The organism is Escherichia sp. WS1368 (genome assembly GCF_046487485.1).
Lineage (GTDB): Bacteria > Pseudomonadota > Gammaproteobacteria > Enterobacterales > Enterobacteriaceae > Escherichia > Escherichia coli.
Genome location: NZ_JBJQJI010000013.1, coordinates 46,821 through 67,645 on the forward strand (window position 1 = coordinate 46,821; position 20,825 = coordinate 67,645).

At 60.4% G+C, this 20,825-nt stretch carries 1 protein-coding gene; it reads left to right on the forward strand.

What is annotated here, in order from left to right:
• Positions 1-47 precede the first annotated feature (47 nt).
• On the forward strand, positions 48-20,822 hold the full coding sequence (gene siiEA, locus ACJHYD_RS18965) for a BapA-related adhesin SiiEA (RefSeq protein ID WP_033546995.1): 20,775 nt from the start codon (positions 48-50) through the stop codon (positions 20,820-20,822).
• Positions 20,823-20,825: the final 3 nt, after the last annotated feature.

The following is a 20,825-nucleotide window of genomic DNA, read 5'->3' on the forward strand; positions in this document are numbered from 1 at the left end:
ATAAATGGACTCGCTAAGGATGTGCGCCATTTATCAGGAATGCCATTATGAGCCTGATTATTGATGTTATTTCGCGAAAAACATCCGTCAAACAAACGCTGATCAATCCTGGCGACGTTACGGTTGTCATTTATGAGCCCTCTGTGGTGCAGGTTCATGCTCAGGCATCTGCCGTTGCGCGTTATGTTCGTGACGGAAATGACTTGTTGATCTATATGCAGGACGGCACGGTGATCCGCTGCAACGGTTATTTCCTGCAAGCGGCAAATACCAGCGAACAATCCGAACTGGTGTTTGTCGATGGTCAACAACTGACCCACGTAACATTTGCCGATACCGCGGCAGGTGGATTAGCGCCCGTGGAGCTGACCGCTCAGACCACCGCAATTGAAAGCATTGCGCCGTACCTTGATATCGTCGGCCAGACGACGGCTTTCCCGTGGGGATGGCTGGCGGGGGCGGCGGTAGGTGGCGGCGCGCTTGGCGCTTTACTGGCAAGCGGTGGCGATGATGACTCAAAAACTGAAGTGGTTAACAACCCACCGCCAGCCGAACCCGGCAACGCCACGCCATCGTTTTTGGTAACCGATAATCAGGGCGATCAACGCGGTATTCTTTCCGCCAACGATACCACCGATGACACTACGCCAACCTTTAGCGGCAGCGGGCAGGCGGGGGCGACCATCCAGATTAAAGACAGCAATGGTGACACCATCGCCAGTACTCAGGTCGGTAGCGATGGACGCTGGAGCGTCGATTTGCCCACGCAAAGCGCGGGCGAACATACCTGGTCAGTGGTGCAAATCGTCGGCAGTACCATCACTGACGCCGGTTCGATAACGTTAACCATCGACAATAGTCAGGCCAGCGTGCAGGTTGCCACCACCGCAGGCGATAACATTATTAACGCCAGCGAACAGGCCGCCGGGTTTACGCTTTCTGGCACCAGTAGTCATCTGGCACAGGGAACAGAACTCACCGTTACGCTAAACGGCAAAACCTACACCACCAGCGTAGGCGCTAACGGTGCCTGGAGCGTGCAGGTACCGACCGCCGATGCGCAGGCGTTAGGCGAAGGGAATCAGGCAGTGCTGGTCAGCGGGAAAGACGCCACAGGCAATACCGTCACCGGCGTGCAACTGCTAACGGTCGATACCCAACCGCCAACGCTTGCCATCAACACCATCGCTCAGGACAACATCATCAGTGCTGCGGAACATAACGTCGCGCTGGTACTGAGCGGCACGTCGAATGCAGAAGCGGGGCAAACCGTAACACTGACCGTCAACGGGAAAAGCCATACAGCAACCGTCGGTAGCGACGGAACCTGGCAAGTGACGCTGCCTGCCACGGAAGTCCAGGCGCTGGCGGAGGGTAATTACGCTGTCAATGCCAGTGTCAGCGATCGGGCAGGGAACAGCACCAGCCACAGCGCGAATTTCACGGTAGATACCTCAGCACCCGTGGTCAGTGTTAATACCGTAGCGGGCGACGATATTCTTAATAATGCTGAGCAGGCCGTCGCGCAGATCATCTCCGGACAAGTCAGCGGTGCTTCTCCTGGCGATACGGTAACGGTGAAATTGGGCACTCATGTCCTGACGGGCATTGTGCTGGCAGATGGCAGCTGGAATGTGGCGCTGGACCCAGCGGTAACCCGCACGCTGGATCGCGGAGCCAATACGATTTTCGTCACCGTGACAGATACTGCAGGAAATACCGGCGCGGCGTCTCGAGCAATCACGCTGGTCGGTGTTTCTCCGTTAATCACCATTAACACCGTCTCCGGCGATGACATTATCAGTGGCGCAGAAAAAGGTGCGCCACTGACCCTTACCGGTAGCACTCAACAGGCCGAGACAGGACAAACCGTCACAGTAACCCTGGCTGGACAGAGTTTTACCACTACCGTGCAGGCTGATGGCTCCTGGAGTCTGACGGTACCTGCCGCCGCGATGGGAAATCTGCCTGACGGCGCGGTGGCGATTACCGCTTCTGTGACGGATCTCAGCGGCAATACCGGCAACACCTCCCGCACCATTACCGTCGACAGCCAGGCCCCGGCGTTGAGCATCGATCCACTGACCGCTGATAACATCATTAACGCCGCCGAAAGCGGGCAGGATTTGCCCATCACCGGCACCACCGACGCTCAGCCAGGGCAGACGGTGACCGTTACGTTGAATGGGCAGACGTACCAGGGCGTCGTGCAGCCAGACGGCACCTGGAGCGTGACCGTTCCCGCCGCCAACGTTGGCGCACTGGCTGACGGCAACGCCACCGTCACCGCCAGCGTGAACGATATCGCCGGTAACCCGACCAGCGTCTCACGCGTGGCGCTGGTCGATGCCACGCCGCCGGTGGTAACCATTAATCCGGTGGCGACCGATAACGTCATCAACACGCCGGAACACACCCAGGCGCAAATCATCAGCGGCACGGTTACTGGCGCTCAGGCGGGCGATATCGTCACCGTGACGCTGAATAATGTGGATTACACAACGGTGGTGGATGGTTCCGGCAACTGGAGCCTGGGCGTTCCGGCTTCCGTTGTCAGCGGACTGGTGGATGGCAGTTATCCGATCAACGTGTCAGTGACTGACCGCGCCGGAAACACGGGCAGCCAGTCATTGACCGTCACGGTCAATACTGCCGCGCCCCTTATCGGCATTAACAGCATTGCGGGCGATGATGTGATTAACGCCAGCGAAAAAGGGGCCGATCTCCAGATCACCGGCACCAGCGATCAGCCTGTTAATACCGCCATCACCGTGACGCTGAACGGGCAAAATTACACCACCACGACCGACGCCTCCGGCAACTGGAGCGTCACCGTTCCGGCATCGGCGGTAACCGCACTGGGCCAGGCCAACTACACGGTAACGGCGGCGGTGACGAGTAATATCGGCAACAGCAACACCGCAAGCCATAACGTGCTGGTCGACAGCGCGCTGCCCGGCGTGACCATTAACCCGGTGGCAACCGACGATATTATTAACGCCGCCGAAGCGGGCGTTGCGCAAACCATTAGCGGGCAGGTTACTGGCGCGGAAGATGGCGACACGGTAACTATTACGTTGGGCGGTAATACTTATACGGCGACGGTGGGCAGCAATTTCACCTGGAGCGTGAGCGTTCCGGCGGCAGATATTCAGGCGCTGGGTAATGGCGATTTAACGGTGAGTGCCTCAGTCACCAATCAAAACGGCAACACCGGCAGCGGCACGCGGGATATCACCATCGACGCCAATCTGCCCGGCCTGCGGGTCGATACGGTGGCGGGCGATGATGTGGTCAATATCATCGAGCACGGGCAGGCGCTGGTGGTCACCGGCAGCAGTTCGGGGCTGGCAGAAGGCACGCCGCTTACCGTCACGATTAATAATGTGGAATACACCACCGCGGTGCAGGCCGATGGTAGCTGGAGCGTGGGCGTCACTGCGGCGCAGGTTAGCACCTGGCCTGCGGGGACGGTTAATATTGCTGTATCCGGGGAAAGTAGCGCCGGAAACTCGGTGAGCATTACGCATCCGGTGACGGTCGATCTCACTCCGGCGGCGATCGCCATCAACACCATCGCCACGGATGACGTGATTAACGCCGCAGAAAAAGGCGCTGATTTAACCCTTTCCGGCACCACCACTAACGTAGAACCCGGTCAAACCGTCACCGTCACCTTTGGCGGGAAAAATTACACCGCCAGCGTAGCAAGCGACGGTAGCTGGACTGCCACCTTACCTGCCGCCGATCTGACAGCATTACCAGAGGGCAGCGCCTCCGCGCAGGCCAGCGTCAGCAATATTAATGGCAATAGCGCCTCGGCGGTGCATAACTACAGCGTCGACAGCAGTGCCCCGACCATCATTATCAATACCGTCGCCAGCGACAATATCGTCAACGCCAGCGAAGCCGATGCGGGTGTGACGGTGAGCGGCAGCACCACCGCTGAAGCGGGGCAGATTGTTACGGTAACGCTCAATAGCCCGACCGTGCAGACCTATCAGGCAACGGTGCAGGCGGACGGCAGCTGGAGCATCAATATTCCGGCGGCAGATCTTGAGGCATTGACCGATGGCAGCCACACCCTGACCGCCACGGTCAATGACAAAGCGGGCAACCCGGCGAGCACCACGCATAATCTGGCGGTGGATCTCACCGTTCCGGTACTTACCATCAACACCATTGCGGGCGACGATATTATTAACGCCGCCGAACACGGGCAGGCGCTGGTGATTTCCGGTTCCAGCACTGGCGGAGAAGCGGGGGATGTCGTCACCGTCACGCTAAACAGTAAAACCTACACCACGACGCTGGATGCCTCCGGCAACTGGAGCGTCGGCGTTCCGGCGGCGGATGTCACGGCGCTGGGTAGCGGCCCGCAAACCGTGATGGCGACCGTTACCGATGCGGCAGGTAATAGCGACAGCGAAACGCACACGGTCACCGTTAACCTTACCGCGCCAACCATTGGCATTAACACCATCGCTACCGATGACATAATTAACGCCACCGAAAAAGGCGCGGATCTGCAAATTTCCGGCACCAGCAATCAGCCAGCGGGCACCACTATTACGGTGACACTGAACGGGCAAAATTACACCGCCACGACCGATGCTTCCGGCAACTGGAGCACCACGGTGCCAGCCTCCGCTGTCGGTGCGCTGGGCGAAGCCAGTTACACGGTGACGGCGAACGTCACCGATAGCGCGGGCAACAGCAATTCCGCCAGCCATAACGTGCAGGTCAATACCGCGCTGCCTGGCGTCACCATTAATCCGGTGGCGAGCGACGATATTATTAATGCCGCCGAATCGGGCGTGGCGCAAACTATCAGTGGGCAGGTGACGGGCGCGGCGGCGGGCGATACCGTCACCGTGACACTTGGCGGGAAAACTTACACCGCTACCGTGCAGGGGAATTTAAGCTGGAGCGTGGACGTTCCGGCGGCGGATATTCAGGCCATCGGTAATGGCGATCTCACGGTTAACGCCTCAGTGACCAACGGCGTGGGTAATACCGGCAGCGGTTCGCGCGATATTACTATCGACGCCAATTTGCCAGGTCTGCGCGTCGATACCGTGGCGGGCGATGATGTGGTTAACAGCATCGAGCACGGTCAGGCACTGGTGATAACCGGTAGCAGCAGCGGGCTGGCGGCGGGCGCGGCGCTGACGGTGGTGATCAATAACGTCACCTATGGCGCGACAGTATTAGCCGATGGCACATGGAGCCTTGGCGTTCCGGCGGCAGATGTGGGCAACTGGCCTGCGGGGACGGTGAATATCACGGTAAGCGGCACTAACACCGCCGGAACAACTACGACAATCACCCATCCAGTCACCGTCGATCTGGCAGCGGTGGCGATCTCCATTAACACCGTTTCCGGCGACGATGTGATTAATGCCGCTGAAAAAAGTGCAGATTTAACCCTTTCAGGCAGCACCTCCGGCGTGGAAGCGGGGCAAACGGTCACCGTTACCTTTGGCGGGAAAACCTACACCGCTACCGTAGCGGGCGATGGTAGCTGGACAACCACCGTACCTGCCGCCGATCTCAGCGCGTTACGCGACGGCGACGCCACGGTACAGGCCAGCGTCAGCACTATTAACGGCAACACGGCTTCGGCAACCCACGCCTACAGCGTCGATGCCACGGCCCCGACGCTTGCCATCAATACCATCGCCACCGACGATATTCTGAACGCCGCCGAGGCGGGCAATCCGCTAACCATCAGCGGCAGCAGTAACGCCGAAGCGGGGCAGACGGTAACCGTCACGCTTAATGGCGTGACTTACACCGGCACCGTCCAGGCTGACGGAAGCTGGAGCGTCAGCGTACCGACGGCGGATCTCAGCAATCTGACCGCCAGCCCGTACACGGTCAGCGCCTCGGTAAACGATAAAGCGGGTAACCCGGCGACCGCCACTCACGGCCTGGCGGTGGATCTCACTGTTCCAGTGCTGACCATCAACACCGTCTCCGGCGATGACATTATTAACGCCGCCGAACACGGACAGGCGCTGGTGATCTCCGGCTCCAGCACTGGCGGGGAAGCGGGCGATGTCATCACCGTCACGTTAAACAGTAAAACCTATACCACCACGCTGGACGCTTCCGGCAACTGGAGCGTCGGCGTTCCGGCGGCAGATGTCACTGCGCTGGGCAGCGGCCCGCAAACCATTACTGCCACCATTACGGATATCGCGGGTAATAGCGATGACGCCAGCCGCACGGTCACCGTGAATCTGACCGCGCCAACCATTGGTATCAACACTATCGCCAGCGATGACGTGATTAACGCCACGGAAAAAAGCGCGGATCTGCAAATCACCGGCACCAGTAATCAACCCGCAGGCACCACAATAACGGTGACGCTGAACGGGCAAAATTACACCGCGACGACCGATTCCTCCGGCAACTGGAGCGCCACGGTGCCAGCCTCGGCGGTTAGCGCGCTGGGGGAAGCCAGTTACACGGTAACCGCGAACGTCACCGATAGTGCAGGCAACAGCAATTCCGCCAGCCATAACGTGCTGGTCAACAGCGCGCTGCCTGCCGTCACCATTAACGCGGTGGCGACCGACGATATTATTAACGCTGCTGAATCCGGAAACGCGCAAACCATCAGCGGCCAGGTCACGGGCGCGGCGGCGGGCGATACGGTCACCGTTACGCTGGGCGGCAACACCTACACCGCCACGGTGCAGGCTAATTTAAGCTGGAGTGTCAGCGTTCCGGCGGCAGATATTCAGGCCATCGGCAACGGCTCTCTCACCGTAAACGCCTCGGTGACCAACGTCGTCGGCAACACCGGCAACGGTTCGCGAGACATCACTATCGATGCCAATCTGCCTGGCCTGCGGGTCGATACCGTGGCGGGCGATGATGTTATTAACAGCATTGAGCACAATCAGGCGCTGGTGATCACCGGCAGCAGCAGCGGATTAACGGCGGGAACGGCGTTAACGGTCGAGATTAACAACGTTACTTATGGCGCGACGGTATTAGCCGACGGCACGTGGAGCCTCGGTATTCCGGCGGCAGACGTCAGCAACTGGCCTGCGGGTACGGTGGATATTACGGTAAGCGGCACCAACAGCGCCGGAACAACCTCCACCATTACCCATCCGGTTACCGTCGATCTGGCTGGGGTCGCCATCACCATTAACACTCTCTCTGGTGATGATGTGATCAACGCCGTCGAAAAAGGCGAAACGCTGGTCGTAAGCGGCAGCACCAGCGGTGTGGAAGCTGGGCAAACGGTGACTGTCACCTTTGGTGGCAAAAATTACACCACCACTGTGGAATCTAACGGTAGCTGGACGGTGAATGTGCCGCCTGCCGATCTCGCTGCGCTACCGGACGGCGCGGGCAACGTGCAGGCGAGCGTCAGTAATATTAACGGCAACAGCGCCCAGGCGGATCGCGCGTATAGCGTTGATGCCACCGCGCCGCTTGTGACCATCAACACCATCGCCAGCGACGATATCCTTAACGTGAGCGAAGCGGGCGCAGGGATCACCATCAGCGGCACCACCACGGCACAGGTCGGGCAGACGCTGACCGTCACGCTGAATAACAACACGTACCAGACCACCGTTCAGGCGGATGGCACCTGGAGCGTGAATGTTCCGGCAACGGATTTAAGCGGATTAACCGCCAGCAGTTATACCGTGACTGCGACGGTGAGCGACAAAGCGGGCAACCCGGCAAGCGCCGATCATGCGCTGGCGGTGGACGTTACCGCGCCGGATCTCACCATTAATACCGTCGCGGGCGATGACATTATCAACGCCATCGAACATGGTCAGGCGCTGGTGGTCAGCGGCACCAGCACGGGCGCGGCGGCGGGTGATGTGGTAACCGTCACGCTCAACGGCAAAAACTACACCACCACGCTGGACGCCTCCGGTAACTGGACTGTGGGCATTCCGGCGGCGGATGTCACGGCGCTGGCGACCGGTAGCCAGACGATTACCGCCAGCCTGAGCGATCGCGCGGGCAACAGCGACAGCACTACCCATAATGTGACCGTTGATCTCAGCGGCCCGACGCTGACCATCAGTACCGTCTCCGACGATGACATTATTAACAGTACGGAGAAAACCCAGGATCTGACCATCAGCGGCGGCTCCAGCGGTCTGGCGACTGGCACCACGGTCACCGTGATGTTGAACGGCCTGGCGTACAGCGCCACTACCGATAGTTCCGGTAACTGGAGCGTTACCGTGCCTGCTTCGGCGGTCGGCGCACTGGGCGAGGCGGTATACCAGATTAGCGCCAGTGCCACCGACAGCGCGGGCAACAACGGCAGCACCACCCATACGGTGAATGTCGAATCGCTCCTGCCTGGGGTGATCATTAATACGGTGGCGGGCGATGACATTATCAATGCTGCTGAAATCGCTGTGGCGCAGACCATCAGCGGTCAGGTCACGGGAACAGCGGTTGCGGGGAATACGGTGATTGTCACTATTGGCGGCAATCAATACACCGCCACCGTGCAGCCAGATTTAAGCTGGAGCGTCAGCGTACCGGCGAACGTTTTGCAGGCGCTGGGCAACGGAGAACTGACCATCAGCGCCTCGGTGACCAATTCCGCAAATAATACTGGCACCGCAACGCACGATATCGTGATAGATGCCAACCTGCCTGGCCTGCGGGTCGATACCGTGGCAGGTGATGATGTGATTAACAGCATTGAGCACACTCAGGCGTTGGTGATCACCGGTAGCGGTAGCGGACTGGCGGCGGGGGCGGCGTTGACGGTGGTTATCAATAGCGTCACCTACGGCGCAACGGTACTCGCCGATGGCACCTGGAGCGTCGGTGTTCCTGCGGCAGATGTCACAAACTGGCCTGCGGGAACGGTCAATATTGCCGTTTCTGGCACCAATACCGCCGGAACCACAACCAGCATTAGCCATCCGGTCACGGTCGATCTCGCGGCCGTGGCGATTACCATTAACACCCTTTCCACTGACGATGTGATTAATGCCGCCGAAAAAGGCAGCGATTTGCAGCTCTCCGGCACCACCTCCGATGTGGAAGCGGGGCAAACCATCACCGTTATCTTCGGCGGCAAAAGCTACACCACCACGGTTGCCGCGGGCGGCACCTGGGGGCTGACAATCCCAGCAGCCGATCTCGCAACCTTGCCTGACGGCGCAGCAAACGTCCAGGCCAGCGTCAGCAACGTCGCAGGTAACAGCGCCCAGGCAACGCATGCTTACAGCGTCGATGCCACCGCGCCATCCGTTACCATCAACACCATCGCCAGCGACGATATTCTTAACGCCGCCGAAGCGGGATCGGCGCTGACCATCAGCGGCACCAGCACGGCAGAAGCCGGGCAGACGGTGACCGTGACGCTTAACGGCGTCAATTACAGCGGTAACGTGCAGGCAGACGGAAGCTGGAGCGTCAGCGTCCCGACCGGCGATTTAGCTAACCTCACTGCCAGCCCCTATACGGTGAGCGCAGCGGTCAGCGACAAAGCCGGAAATCCGGCTTCAGCAACACATAATCTGACGGTGGACCTTGCCGCTCCGGTTGTCACCATTAACACGGTGGCGGGCGATGACATCATCAACGCCACAGAACATGCACAGGCGCAGATTATCAGCGGCTCGGCAACGGGCGCGACTACCGGTAACACGGTTTCCGTGACCATTGGCACGACCACCTACACCACCGTGCTGGACGCCAACGGCAACTGGAGCATCGGCGTGCCTGCCAGCGTGATTTCCGCACTGGCGCAGGGCGATGTCACCATTACCGCCACGGTCACCGACTCCGCAGGCAACAGCGGCACGGCCTCGCACACTGTCACCGTGGCGCTCGGCGCTCCGGTGCTCGCCATTAACACCATCGCCGTTGATGACATCATTAATGCCACGGAGAAAGGCGCGGATCTGGCGATTTCCGGCAGCAGCAACCAGCCTGCGGGTACGCAGATAACCGTTACGCTCAACGGGCAAAATTACACCACCACTGCCGATGCATCCGGTAACTGGAGCGTGACCGTTCCGGCGTCACGGGTGAGCGCCCTCGGTGAAGCCACTTACACGGTGACCGCCGCCGCTACTGACTCTGATGGCAACAGCGGTTCCGCCAGCCATAACGTGCAGGTTAATACCGCGCTGCCGGGCGTCACCATTAACGTGGTGGCAACGGACGATATTATTAACGCCGCCGAAGCGGGCGTGGACCAGACCATCAGCGGGCAGGTGACGGGTGCTACGGCAGGCGACACGGTGACCGTCACGCTCGGCGGGGCGACGTACACCGCCACGGTGCAGGCGAATTTAAGCTGGAGCGTCGATGTTCCGGCAGCCGCTTTACAGGCGCTGGGCAACGGCGAGCTGACCATTTCGGCTTCGGTAACGAACAGCGTAGGTAATACCGGTAACGGCACGCGTGAAATCACCATCGACGCGAATCTGCCCGGTCTGCGGGTCGATACCGTGGCGGGCGATGATGTGGTCAATATTATCGAGCACGGACAGGCGCTGGTGATTACCGGCAGCAGTTCCGGTCTGGCGACGGACAGTAACGTCACGCTGACCATTAACGGGCAAACCTATGTTGCGGCGGTACTGGCGGATGGCTCATGGAGCGTCGGCGTTCCGGCGGCAGATGTCAGCGCCTGGCCTGCGGGGACGGTCACGATTACGGCGAGCGGTAGCACCACAGCCGGAAATCCGGTCAGCGTTACGCATCCGGTGACTGTCGATCTCACTGCGGTGGCGGTCAGCATCAACGCCATTACTGCCGATGACGTGATTAACGCTGCCGAAAAAGGCGCGGCGTTAACGCTCTCTGGCAGCACTTCTGGTGTGGAGGCCGGGCAAACGGTCACCGTCACCTTTGGCGGCAAAACCTACACTGCAAGCGTCGCGGCGAATGGTTCCTGGAGCACCTCGGTTCCGGCGGCAGATATGGCGGCCCTGCGTAATGGCGATGCCAGCGCACAGGCCAGCGTCAGCAATGTTAACGGCAACAACGCCACTACTACCCACGCTTACAGCGTCGATGCCAGCGTGCCAACGGTGACCATTAACACCATTGCGGGCGACGACATTCTTAACGCCGCCGAAGCGGGTGCTGCGCTGACTATCACTGGCAGCAGCACGGCGGAAGCGGGGCAGACGGTGACCGTCACCCTCAATGGTGCAAACTATACTGGCACCGTACAGACGGACGGCAGCTGGAGCATCAGCGTACCGCCAGCCGACTTAAGCGCCCTGACCGCCAGCAACTACACCGTTAGCGCGGCGGTGAGCGACAAAGCCGGAAACCCGGCCTCGGTTAATCACAACCTGACGGTGGATACTTCCGTTCCGGTCGTCACCATCAACACGGTGGCAGGCGATGATGTGATCAACGCGACGGAACACGCCCAGGCGCAGATCATCAGCGGCTCCGCCACGGGTGCGGCAACCGGTAGCACCGTGACGGTGACTATCGGCACAAATACCTTCACCACCGTGCTGGATGCCAGCGGTAACTGGAGCGTCGGCGTTCCGGCAAGCGTCGTCTCGGCGCTGGCGAACGGCACGGTGACCATTAACGCCAGCGTCACCGATGCCGCCGGAAACAGCGGCAGCGCCACGCATCAGGTGACGGTCAATACTGGCCTGCCGTCAATTACCTTTAACGCCATCAGCGGCGATAACGTCCTGAACGCCGATGAAAAAGGCCAGCCGTTGACCATTAGCGGTAGCAGTACGGGGTTGGCGACCGGCGCACAGGTTACCGTCACACTCAACGGTCATAACTACAGCGCTACCACCGACGCGGCGGGCAACTGGACCTTAACCGTGCCGGTGAGCGATCTGGCGGCTTTAGGCCAGGCCAACTATATCGTCAGCGCCAGCGCCACCAGTGCGGCAGGTAACACCGCCAGCAGCCAGGCGAATTTACTGGTCGACAGCGGCCTGCCGGGCGTCACCATCAACACCGTGGCAGGCGACGATATTATCAACGCCGCCGAAGCGGGAGCCGCTCAAACCATCAGCGGGGTGGTGACTCGCGCCGCCGCTGGCGATACGGTCACCGTGACGCTTGGCGGCAACACTTATACTGCACAAGTTCAGGCCGATTTAAGCTGGAGCGTCAGCGTTCCGGCAGCCGACCTCCAGGCGCTGGGCAATGGTGATTTGACCATTACCGCCTCGGTCACCAACGCGAATGGCAACACCGGCAGCGGCACGCGGGATATCACCATTGATGCCAACCTGCCGGGGCTGCGCGTGGATACGGTGGCGGGCGATGATATCGTCAACAGCATTGAACACGGGCAGGCGCTGGTGATCACCGGCGGCAGCAGTGGTCTGAATGCCGGTGTGCCATTGACGATCACGATTAACGGTACGGCTTATTCCGCCACGGTACAGGCGGACGGAAGCTGGAGTGTCGGCATTCCGGCGGCAAACGTTAGCGCCTGGCCAGCGGGAGCATTAACCGTTGAGGTAGACGGGCAGAGCAGCGCCGGAAATCCGGTCGGCGTCAGCCATCCGTTCACTGTCGATTTAACGGCGGTGGCAATCAGCATCAGCACCGTTGCCAGCGATGACGTAATTAATGCCGCCGAGAAAGGCACCAATCTGACCCTTTCCGGCAGTACCAGCGGGATTGAGAGCGGGCAAACCGTCACCGTCACTTTTGGCGGTAAAACCTACACTGCAAGCGTCGCCGCCAACGGGAGCTGGAGTGTAAACGTTCCGGCGGCAGATCTGGCAATTCTGCCAGACGGCGCGGCGAACGTGCAGGCTAGTGTCAGCAGCGCGAGCGGTAACAGTGCCTCGGCGACCCATGCGTATAGCGTTGACGCCAGCGCACCGACGCTCACCATTAACACCATTGCCAGCGACGATATTCTTAACGCCACGGAGGCGGGAAGCCCGCTCATCATCAGCGGCACCAGCACCGCCGAAACCGGGCAGACGGTCACCGTCACCCTTAACGGCGCAACCTACAGCGGTAATGTGCAGGCAGACGGTAGCTGGAGCGTCAGCGTTCCCCCTTCAGCCTTAGGCGCGCTGAGCGCAAGCAATTACACCGTCAGCGCCACGGTCAACGACAAAGCGGGCAACCCCGGCAGCGCCAGCCATAATCTGGCGGTAGACACCACCGCGCCGGTTCTCACCATTAACACTGTGGTGGGCGATGACATTATCAACGATGCCGAACATGCGCAGGCGCTGGTGATCTCCGGCACCAGCACGGGCGGGGAAGCGGGCGATGTGGTGAGCGTTGTGCTCAACGGCAAAACCTACACCACCACCCTGGATGCCTCCGGTAACTGGAGCGTTGGCGTTCCAGCGGCGGATGTTGCGGCACTCGGTAGCGGTGCGCAGACCATCACCGCCAGCGTCAGCGATCGGGCAGGCAACAGCGACGACGCCAGCCGCACCGTGACCGTCAGTCTCACCGCGCCAGTGATTAGCATCAACACCATCGCGGGCGATGATGTGATCAACGCGACGGAAAAAGGATCTGATCTGGCGCTTTCCGGCATCAGCGATCAGCCAGCGGGCACGGCGATCACCGTCACCCTGAACGGACAAAACTACAGCGCCACCACCGACTCTTCTGGCAACTGGAGCGTCACCGTGCCCGCCTCGGCGGTCAGTGCGCTGGGCGAAGCCTCCTACAGCGTGACGGCGAGCGTCACCAATGCTCAGGGTAACAGCAGCACCGCCAGCCATAACGTGCAGGTCAATACCGCGCTACCGGGCGTCACCATTAATCCGGTAACGACGGACGATATTATTAACGCCGCAGAAGCAGGCAGCGCGCAAACTATCAGCGGCCAGGTAACCGGTGCGGCGGCGGGCAGCACCGTCACCGTTGAACTGGGCGGTAAAACTTACACCGCCACCGTCCAGGCTGATTTAAGCTGGAATGTGAGCGTACCTGCCGCCGACTGGCAGGCGCTGGGTAACGGTGAGTTAACGGTTAATGCCTCGGTGACCAACGCCGTTGGTAACACCGGTAGCGGCACGCGCGATATCACCATCGATGCCAGTCTGCCTGGCCTGCGGGTGGATACCGTCGCGGGTGATGATGTGGTCAATATCATCGAACACAGTCAGGCGCAGGTGATCACCGGTAGCAGCTCCGGCTTTGCGGCGGGCACGGCGCTGACCGTAGTGATAAATAATCAAACTTACGCCGCCACGGTGCTGGCGAACGGCAGCTGGAGCGTCGGCGTTCCTGCGACGGATGTCAGTAACTGGCCTGCGGGAACGCTGAATATTACCGTTAGCGGCGCGAACAGTGCCGGAACGCAAACCAGCATTACCCATCCGCTGACCGTTGATCTCACCACCGTCGCCGTCAGCATAAACAGCATCACCAGCGATGATGTGATTAACGCCGCCGAAAAAGGCGCGGCGCTAACGCTCTCCGGCAGCACGTCCGGTGTCGAAGCGGGGCAAACCGTTACCATTACTTTTGGCGGCAAAACCTACACCACCACGGTGGCGGCTAACGGTAGCTGGAGCACCACCGTTCCGGCTGTGGATATGGCGACCCTGCGTGACGGCGATGCCAGCGCCCAGGTGCGGGTGACTAACGTCAATGGCAACAGCGCCACGGCAACGCATGAATACAGCGTCGATAGCGCCGCGCCAACGGTGACCATCAACACCATTGCCAGTGATAACATCATCAACGCCAGCGAAGCGGCGGCGGGCGTGACGGTATCCGGCACCAGCACGGCGGAGACGGGGCAGACGCTGACCGTCACGCTTAACGGCACTAACTACCAGACCACGGTGCAGGCAGACGGCAGCTGGAGTTTAACGCTGCCCGCCAGCGACTTAACCGCACTTGCCAATAACGGCTACACCCTGACCGCCTCGGTCAGCGATTTGGCGGGTAACCCTGGCAGCGCCAGCAAAGGTGTGACCGTCGATACCACCGCGCCCGTCATCAGTTTCAACACCGTGGCGGGCGACGATGTGATTAACAACGTCGAACACACTCAGGCGCAGATTATCAGTGGCACCGCCACAGGCGCGGTGGCGGGCGACCGCCTGGTGGTGACCATCGCCGGGCAGCAGTATGTCACCAGCACCGATGCCAGCGGCAACTGGAGCGTTGGCGTGCCTGCCAGCGTGATTTCCGGCCTTGCGGACGGCACGGTGACCATCAGCGCCACCATTACCGATAGCGCAGGCAACAGCAGTACGCAGACGCACAACGTGCAGGTAAACACGGCGGCAGTGTCGCTCTCGGTCAGCACCATCAGCGGCGATAATATTATTAACGCCGCCGAAGCAGGCAGTGCGCTGACCCTGAGCGGCACCGGAACGAACTTTGCCGCAGGTACAGTAGTGACCGTGTTGCTTAACGGCAAAGGCTACAGCGCCACCATTCAGAGCAACGGGAGCTGGAGCGTGAACGTGCCGGCGGCAGACGTCGCAGCACTCAGTGATGGCACCAGCTACACGGTTAGCGCCTCCGCGCAGGACAGCGCCGGAAACAGCGCCACGGCCTCACGCAGCGTGGCGGTGGATCTCACCGCGCCGGTTATCAGCATAAACACGGTTTCAACGGACGACCGACTCAACGCCGCCGAACAGCAGCAGCCGTTAACCCTTAACGGCTCGACTAGCGCGGAAGTGGGGCAGACGGTCACCGTCACCTTTGGCGGCAAAACCTATACCGCCACGGTTGCCGCCAATGGCACCTGGGCGCTTAACGTGCCTGCGGCGGATCTGGCCGCGCTCGGGCAGGGTGCGCAGACCATTACCGCCAGCGTGAACGATCGCGCCGGTAACCCCGGTCAAACCACGCACGCCCTGACCGTCGATACCGTTGCGCCAACGGTCACCATCGCCACGGTGGCGGGTGACGATATTATCAACAACGCCGAGCAGCTTGCCGGGCAGACCATCAGCGGCACCACCACCGCCGAAGTGGGCCAGACGGTGACCGTTACCTTTAACGGTCAGAGCTGGACTGCAACGGTCGGCAGCGGCGGAAGCTGGTCGGTGTTTATTCCGGCGCAGCAGTTTGCCGGATTAAGCGACGGCAGCTACACCATTAGCGCGACGGTTAGCGATCAGGCCGGAAACCCCGGCAGCGCCAGCCGTGGCGTGACGCTGAACGGCGACGTCCCCTCCGTCACCATCAACACCTTTGCGGGCGATGATGTGGTGAATGCAGCGGAGCACGGCTCGTCGCTGGTGATCAGCGGCACCACCACCGCCCCAGTCGGGCAGACGCTGACCCTGACCTTAAACGGCAAAACCTACACCACCACGGTACAGACCGGCGGTAGCTGGAGCTACACCCTCGGCAGCGTCGATGTCACCGCGCTGGCGGACGGCAATGCCTACGTGATTAACGCCTCGGTGAGCAACGCTATTGGCAACACCGGCAGCAGCAATCACACCATTACTGTCGATCTCAGCGCCCCGGCGATGGGTATTAATATCGATTCCCTGCAAGCCGACACTGGCCTTAGCTCCAGCGACTTTATCACCAGCGTCAGTCCGGTGGTGGTCAACGGCTCGCTCACCGCCGCGCTTGCCAGTAACGAGACGGCACAAATCAGTATCGACGGCGGCGTAACCTGGACCACGCTCACCGTTACCGGCACGACCTGGCGCTATAACGACAGCCGCACGCTGACCGATGGCAGTTATCTCTATCAGGTGCGGGTGATTGACGCGGCGGGCAACGTCGGTGCCACTGACAGCCAGAATGTGGTGATCGACACCATCGCGCCAGATCCCGCGGTGAAAACCATCGCCATCAACGCGATCACCACCGATACTGGATTGATTACTAACGATTTTGTCACCAGCGACACGACGCTTGCGGTAAGCGGCACGCTGGGGGCGGCGCTTTCTTCCGGTGAGTTCGCGCAAATCAGCATTGATGGCGGCACCACCTGGCAGAATCTTTCGGTAAGCGGTTTGACCTGGACATATCTTGACGGGCGGACGCTGAGCGATGGCAACTACAACTATCAGGTGCGGGTTATCGACACCGCCGGAAATATCGGCGCGACCGCCAGCCAGATAGTCACTGTGGACACCACCGCGCCGCTGGCGAGCAAAACCATCGCCATTGCGGGCATCAGCGATGACACTGGGTTAAGTAGCAGCGATTTTGTTACTCGCGACACCACGCTGACCGTGCGCGGCACGCTCGGCGCGGCGCTTGCCGCCGATGAACGGGCGCAAATCAGCCTCGACGGCGGTGTCACCTGGACCACGTTAACCGTTATCGGCACCAGCTGGAGCTATGCCGATGGTCGCACACTGACCGACGGCACCTGGAACTACACGGTGCGGGTGGTGGATCTGGCGGGGAACGTTGGGCAGACCGCAACGCAAAATGTGGTGGTCGACACCACCAGCCCGGAAGCGGCGAAAAGTATCACCATTACCGGTATCAGCGATGACACCGGAGCCAGCAGCAGCGATTTTATTACCAGCGACACCTCGCTTACCGTGCGCGGCGTATTGGGGGCGGCGCTCGGCGCTAACGAGTTCGCGCAAATCAGTACCGACAACGGCGCAACCTGGGTGAACGTAACGCTGGCGGCAGATGGCCTGAACTGGAGTTACGTTGACGGACGCACGCTAACGAATGGCACGACGACCTGGCAGGTGCGGGTGGTCGATCTGGCGGGCAACGTTGGCGCAACCAGCAGCCAGTCGGCGCAGATCGACACCGTTAACCCGGCGCAGGTGTTGACCATCGCCAGCATCAGCACCGACACGGGGAGTTCGGCAACTGACTTTATCACCAGTGACACCACGCTCACCCTAACCGGTTCGCTGGGGGCGGGGCTTGCCAGCGGCGAAGTGGCGCAGATTAGCCTCGATGGCGGCGCGACCTGGATCACACTCACCACCAACGGCACGCAGTGGACCTACACTGACAGCCGCACGCTGACCGACGGCAGCTATGTTTATCAGGTGCGGGTGCTGGATCTGGCGGGGAACACCGGCCCGGTGGTGTCGAAAACGGTGGTGGTCGATACGATTAACCCTACCGCCACGCCGACCATTGTGTCGTATACCGATGATGTCGGGCAGCGGCAGGGGACATTAAGCAGTTCGCAGGCCACCGACGACACTACGCCGTTGCTGAACGGCGTGCTCTCCGGCCCGCTTGCCAGCGGTGAAGTGGTTTACCTCTACCGTAACGGCCTGCTGTTAGGCGCGGTAACGATGGTCGGCGCACTGAACTGGACCTACAGCGACAGCGGGCTGGTGAGCGGTGCCTACACCTACAGTGCGCGAGTGGTGGATCTGGCGGGGAATATCACCGCCTCCAGTGATTTTGTCCTGACGGTCGATACCTCTATTCCGACCACGCTGGCGCAAATTACCAGCCAGACCACGCGCGATACCACGCCGATTATCAGCGGGGTAATCACGGCGGCACTCGCCAGTGGGCAGTATGTTGAAGTGGTGATCAACGGCAAAACCTACACCTCTGAACCGGGTGGCGCGGTAGTGGTCGATCCGGCGCACAACACCTGGTATGTACAGTTGCCGGATACCGACGCGCTGGCGGCTTCTGCGACCGCCTATAACGTCACCGCGCAGGTAAAAAGCTCGGCGGGCAACGGCAATAACGCCAATATTAGCAACGGCACGGTGACGGTTAACGCGGCGATTGATTACACACCGACCTGGACCACCGCCAGCAAAACCACCGCCTGGGGATTGACCTACGGCCTTGACTCGCACGGGATGTGGACGGTGCTGGCAAACCAGCAGGTAATGCAATCGACTGACCCACTCACCTGGTCGAAGACCGCGCTGACGCTGTATCAGAGCGGCAACAACTACGCCACCAGCTCCATCGCCGATTACGACCGTAACGGCACGGGCGATCTGTTTATCACCCGTGATGACTACGGTACAGGCTATATCAACGGCTTTACCAATAACGGCGATGGCACCTTTTCCAGCGCTATTCAGGTCACCGTCGGCACCCTGACGTGGTACGGCTCGATTGTGGCATTTGATAAAGAGGGCGACGGCTATCTCGACTTCTGGATTGGCGACGCGGGCGGGCCGGACTCCAACACCTTCTTGTGGAACAACGCAGGTACGCTGGTAGGTAACTCCACCACGTCGAACAGCGGCGGTAGCGCCACGGTGGGCGGGGCGGTGACAGGGTATCTTTCGCTCAACGAAGGTTCTGGTGTCGATCTGAACAATGACGGCAGGATCGACCTGGTTCAGCACACCTACAACCTGAACAACTATTACACGCTATCTTCGCTCATCAACCAAGGGAATGGGACGTTTGTCTGGGGGCAGAACACCACCAATACCTTCCTGAGCGGGGCGGGCAGTGGCGCTATGAGCAGCAGCGTTTCCATGACCTGGGCCGATTTCGATGGTGACGGCGATATGGATCTCTTCCTGCCTGCCAGCCAGGGAAGAGCTAACTACGGCTCGCTGTTATTCAACACCAACGGCGTACTGGGTAGCCCGGTGGCGGTGGGCGCAACGGCAACCACCTATGCCAGCCAGTTTAGCGTGGCGGTGGACTGGAACCATGACGGCCTGATGGATATCGCCCGTATCGCCCAGACCGGGCAGTCGTATCTTTATACCAACGTCAGCAATGCCAGCAACTGGACACAATCGGCCCTCGGCGGCAGCCAGAGCGGTACCACCAGCGGCGTGGCGGCAATGGACTACGACTGGGACGGCGCGGTGGATGTGCTGGTGACCAAACAGTCGGGCAGCGTCTATCTTATTCGCAACACCAACACGGTGAGCTACGGCACCTCGCTGCACCTGCGCATCACCGATCCTAACGGCATTAACGTCTATTACGGCAATACCGTAAAACTGTACAACTCGGCGGGAGTGCTGGTCGCCACGCAAATCATCAACCCGCAGTCGGGGATGGGGGTTAACGACACCTCGGCGCTGGTCAACTTCTACGGGCTGAATGCCGGAGAAACCTACAACGCGGTGCTGATCAAATCCACTGGCACCACCGCCAGCAATATCGACCAGACGGTCAACACCAGCTGGGGCGGCTTACAGGCCACCGATGCCACTCACGCTTACGACCTCAGCGCCGAAGCAGGCACCGCGAGCAACAATGGCAAGTTCGTCGGCACCGGCTATAACGACACCTTCTTTGCCACCGCAGGCACCGACACTTACGACGGTTCCGGCGGCTGGGTGTACAGCTCCGGCACCGGAACCTGGCTTGCGAACGGCGGCATGGACGTGGTTGATTTCCGCCTCTCGACGGTGGGCGTGACCGCGAACTTAAGCAGCACCGCCGCGCAGGCCACCGGCTTTAACACCTCGACATTTACCAATATCGAAGGGATATCCGGCTCGAATTTTAACGACACTCTGACCGGCAGCAGCGGCGATAACCAACTGGAAGGGCGCGGCGGTAACGACACGCTCAACATCGGCAACGGCGGCCACGACACCTTGCTCTATAAACTGCTCAACGCAAGCGACGCGACCGGCGGCAACGGCTCGGATGTGGTGAATGGCTTTACGGTAGGGACATGGGAAGGCACCGCCGACACCGATCGCATTGATATCCGCGAGTTGTTACAGGGCAGCGGCTACACCGGCAACGGCAAAGCCAGCTACGTCAACGGCGTGGCAACGCTGGATGCGCAGGCCGGAAACATCGGTGATTTTGTCAAAGTCACCCAGAGCGGCAGCGACACCATCGTGCAGATCGACCGCGACGGCACGGGCGGCACTTTTGCGGCAACTAACGTGGTCACGCTGACGGGCGTGCATACCGACCTCGCCACTTTGCTGGCGAATCATCAGTTGATGGTGGTGTAGAGA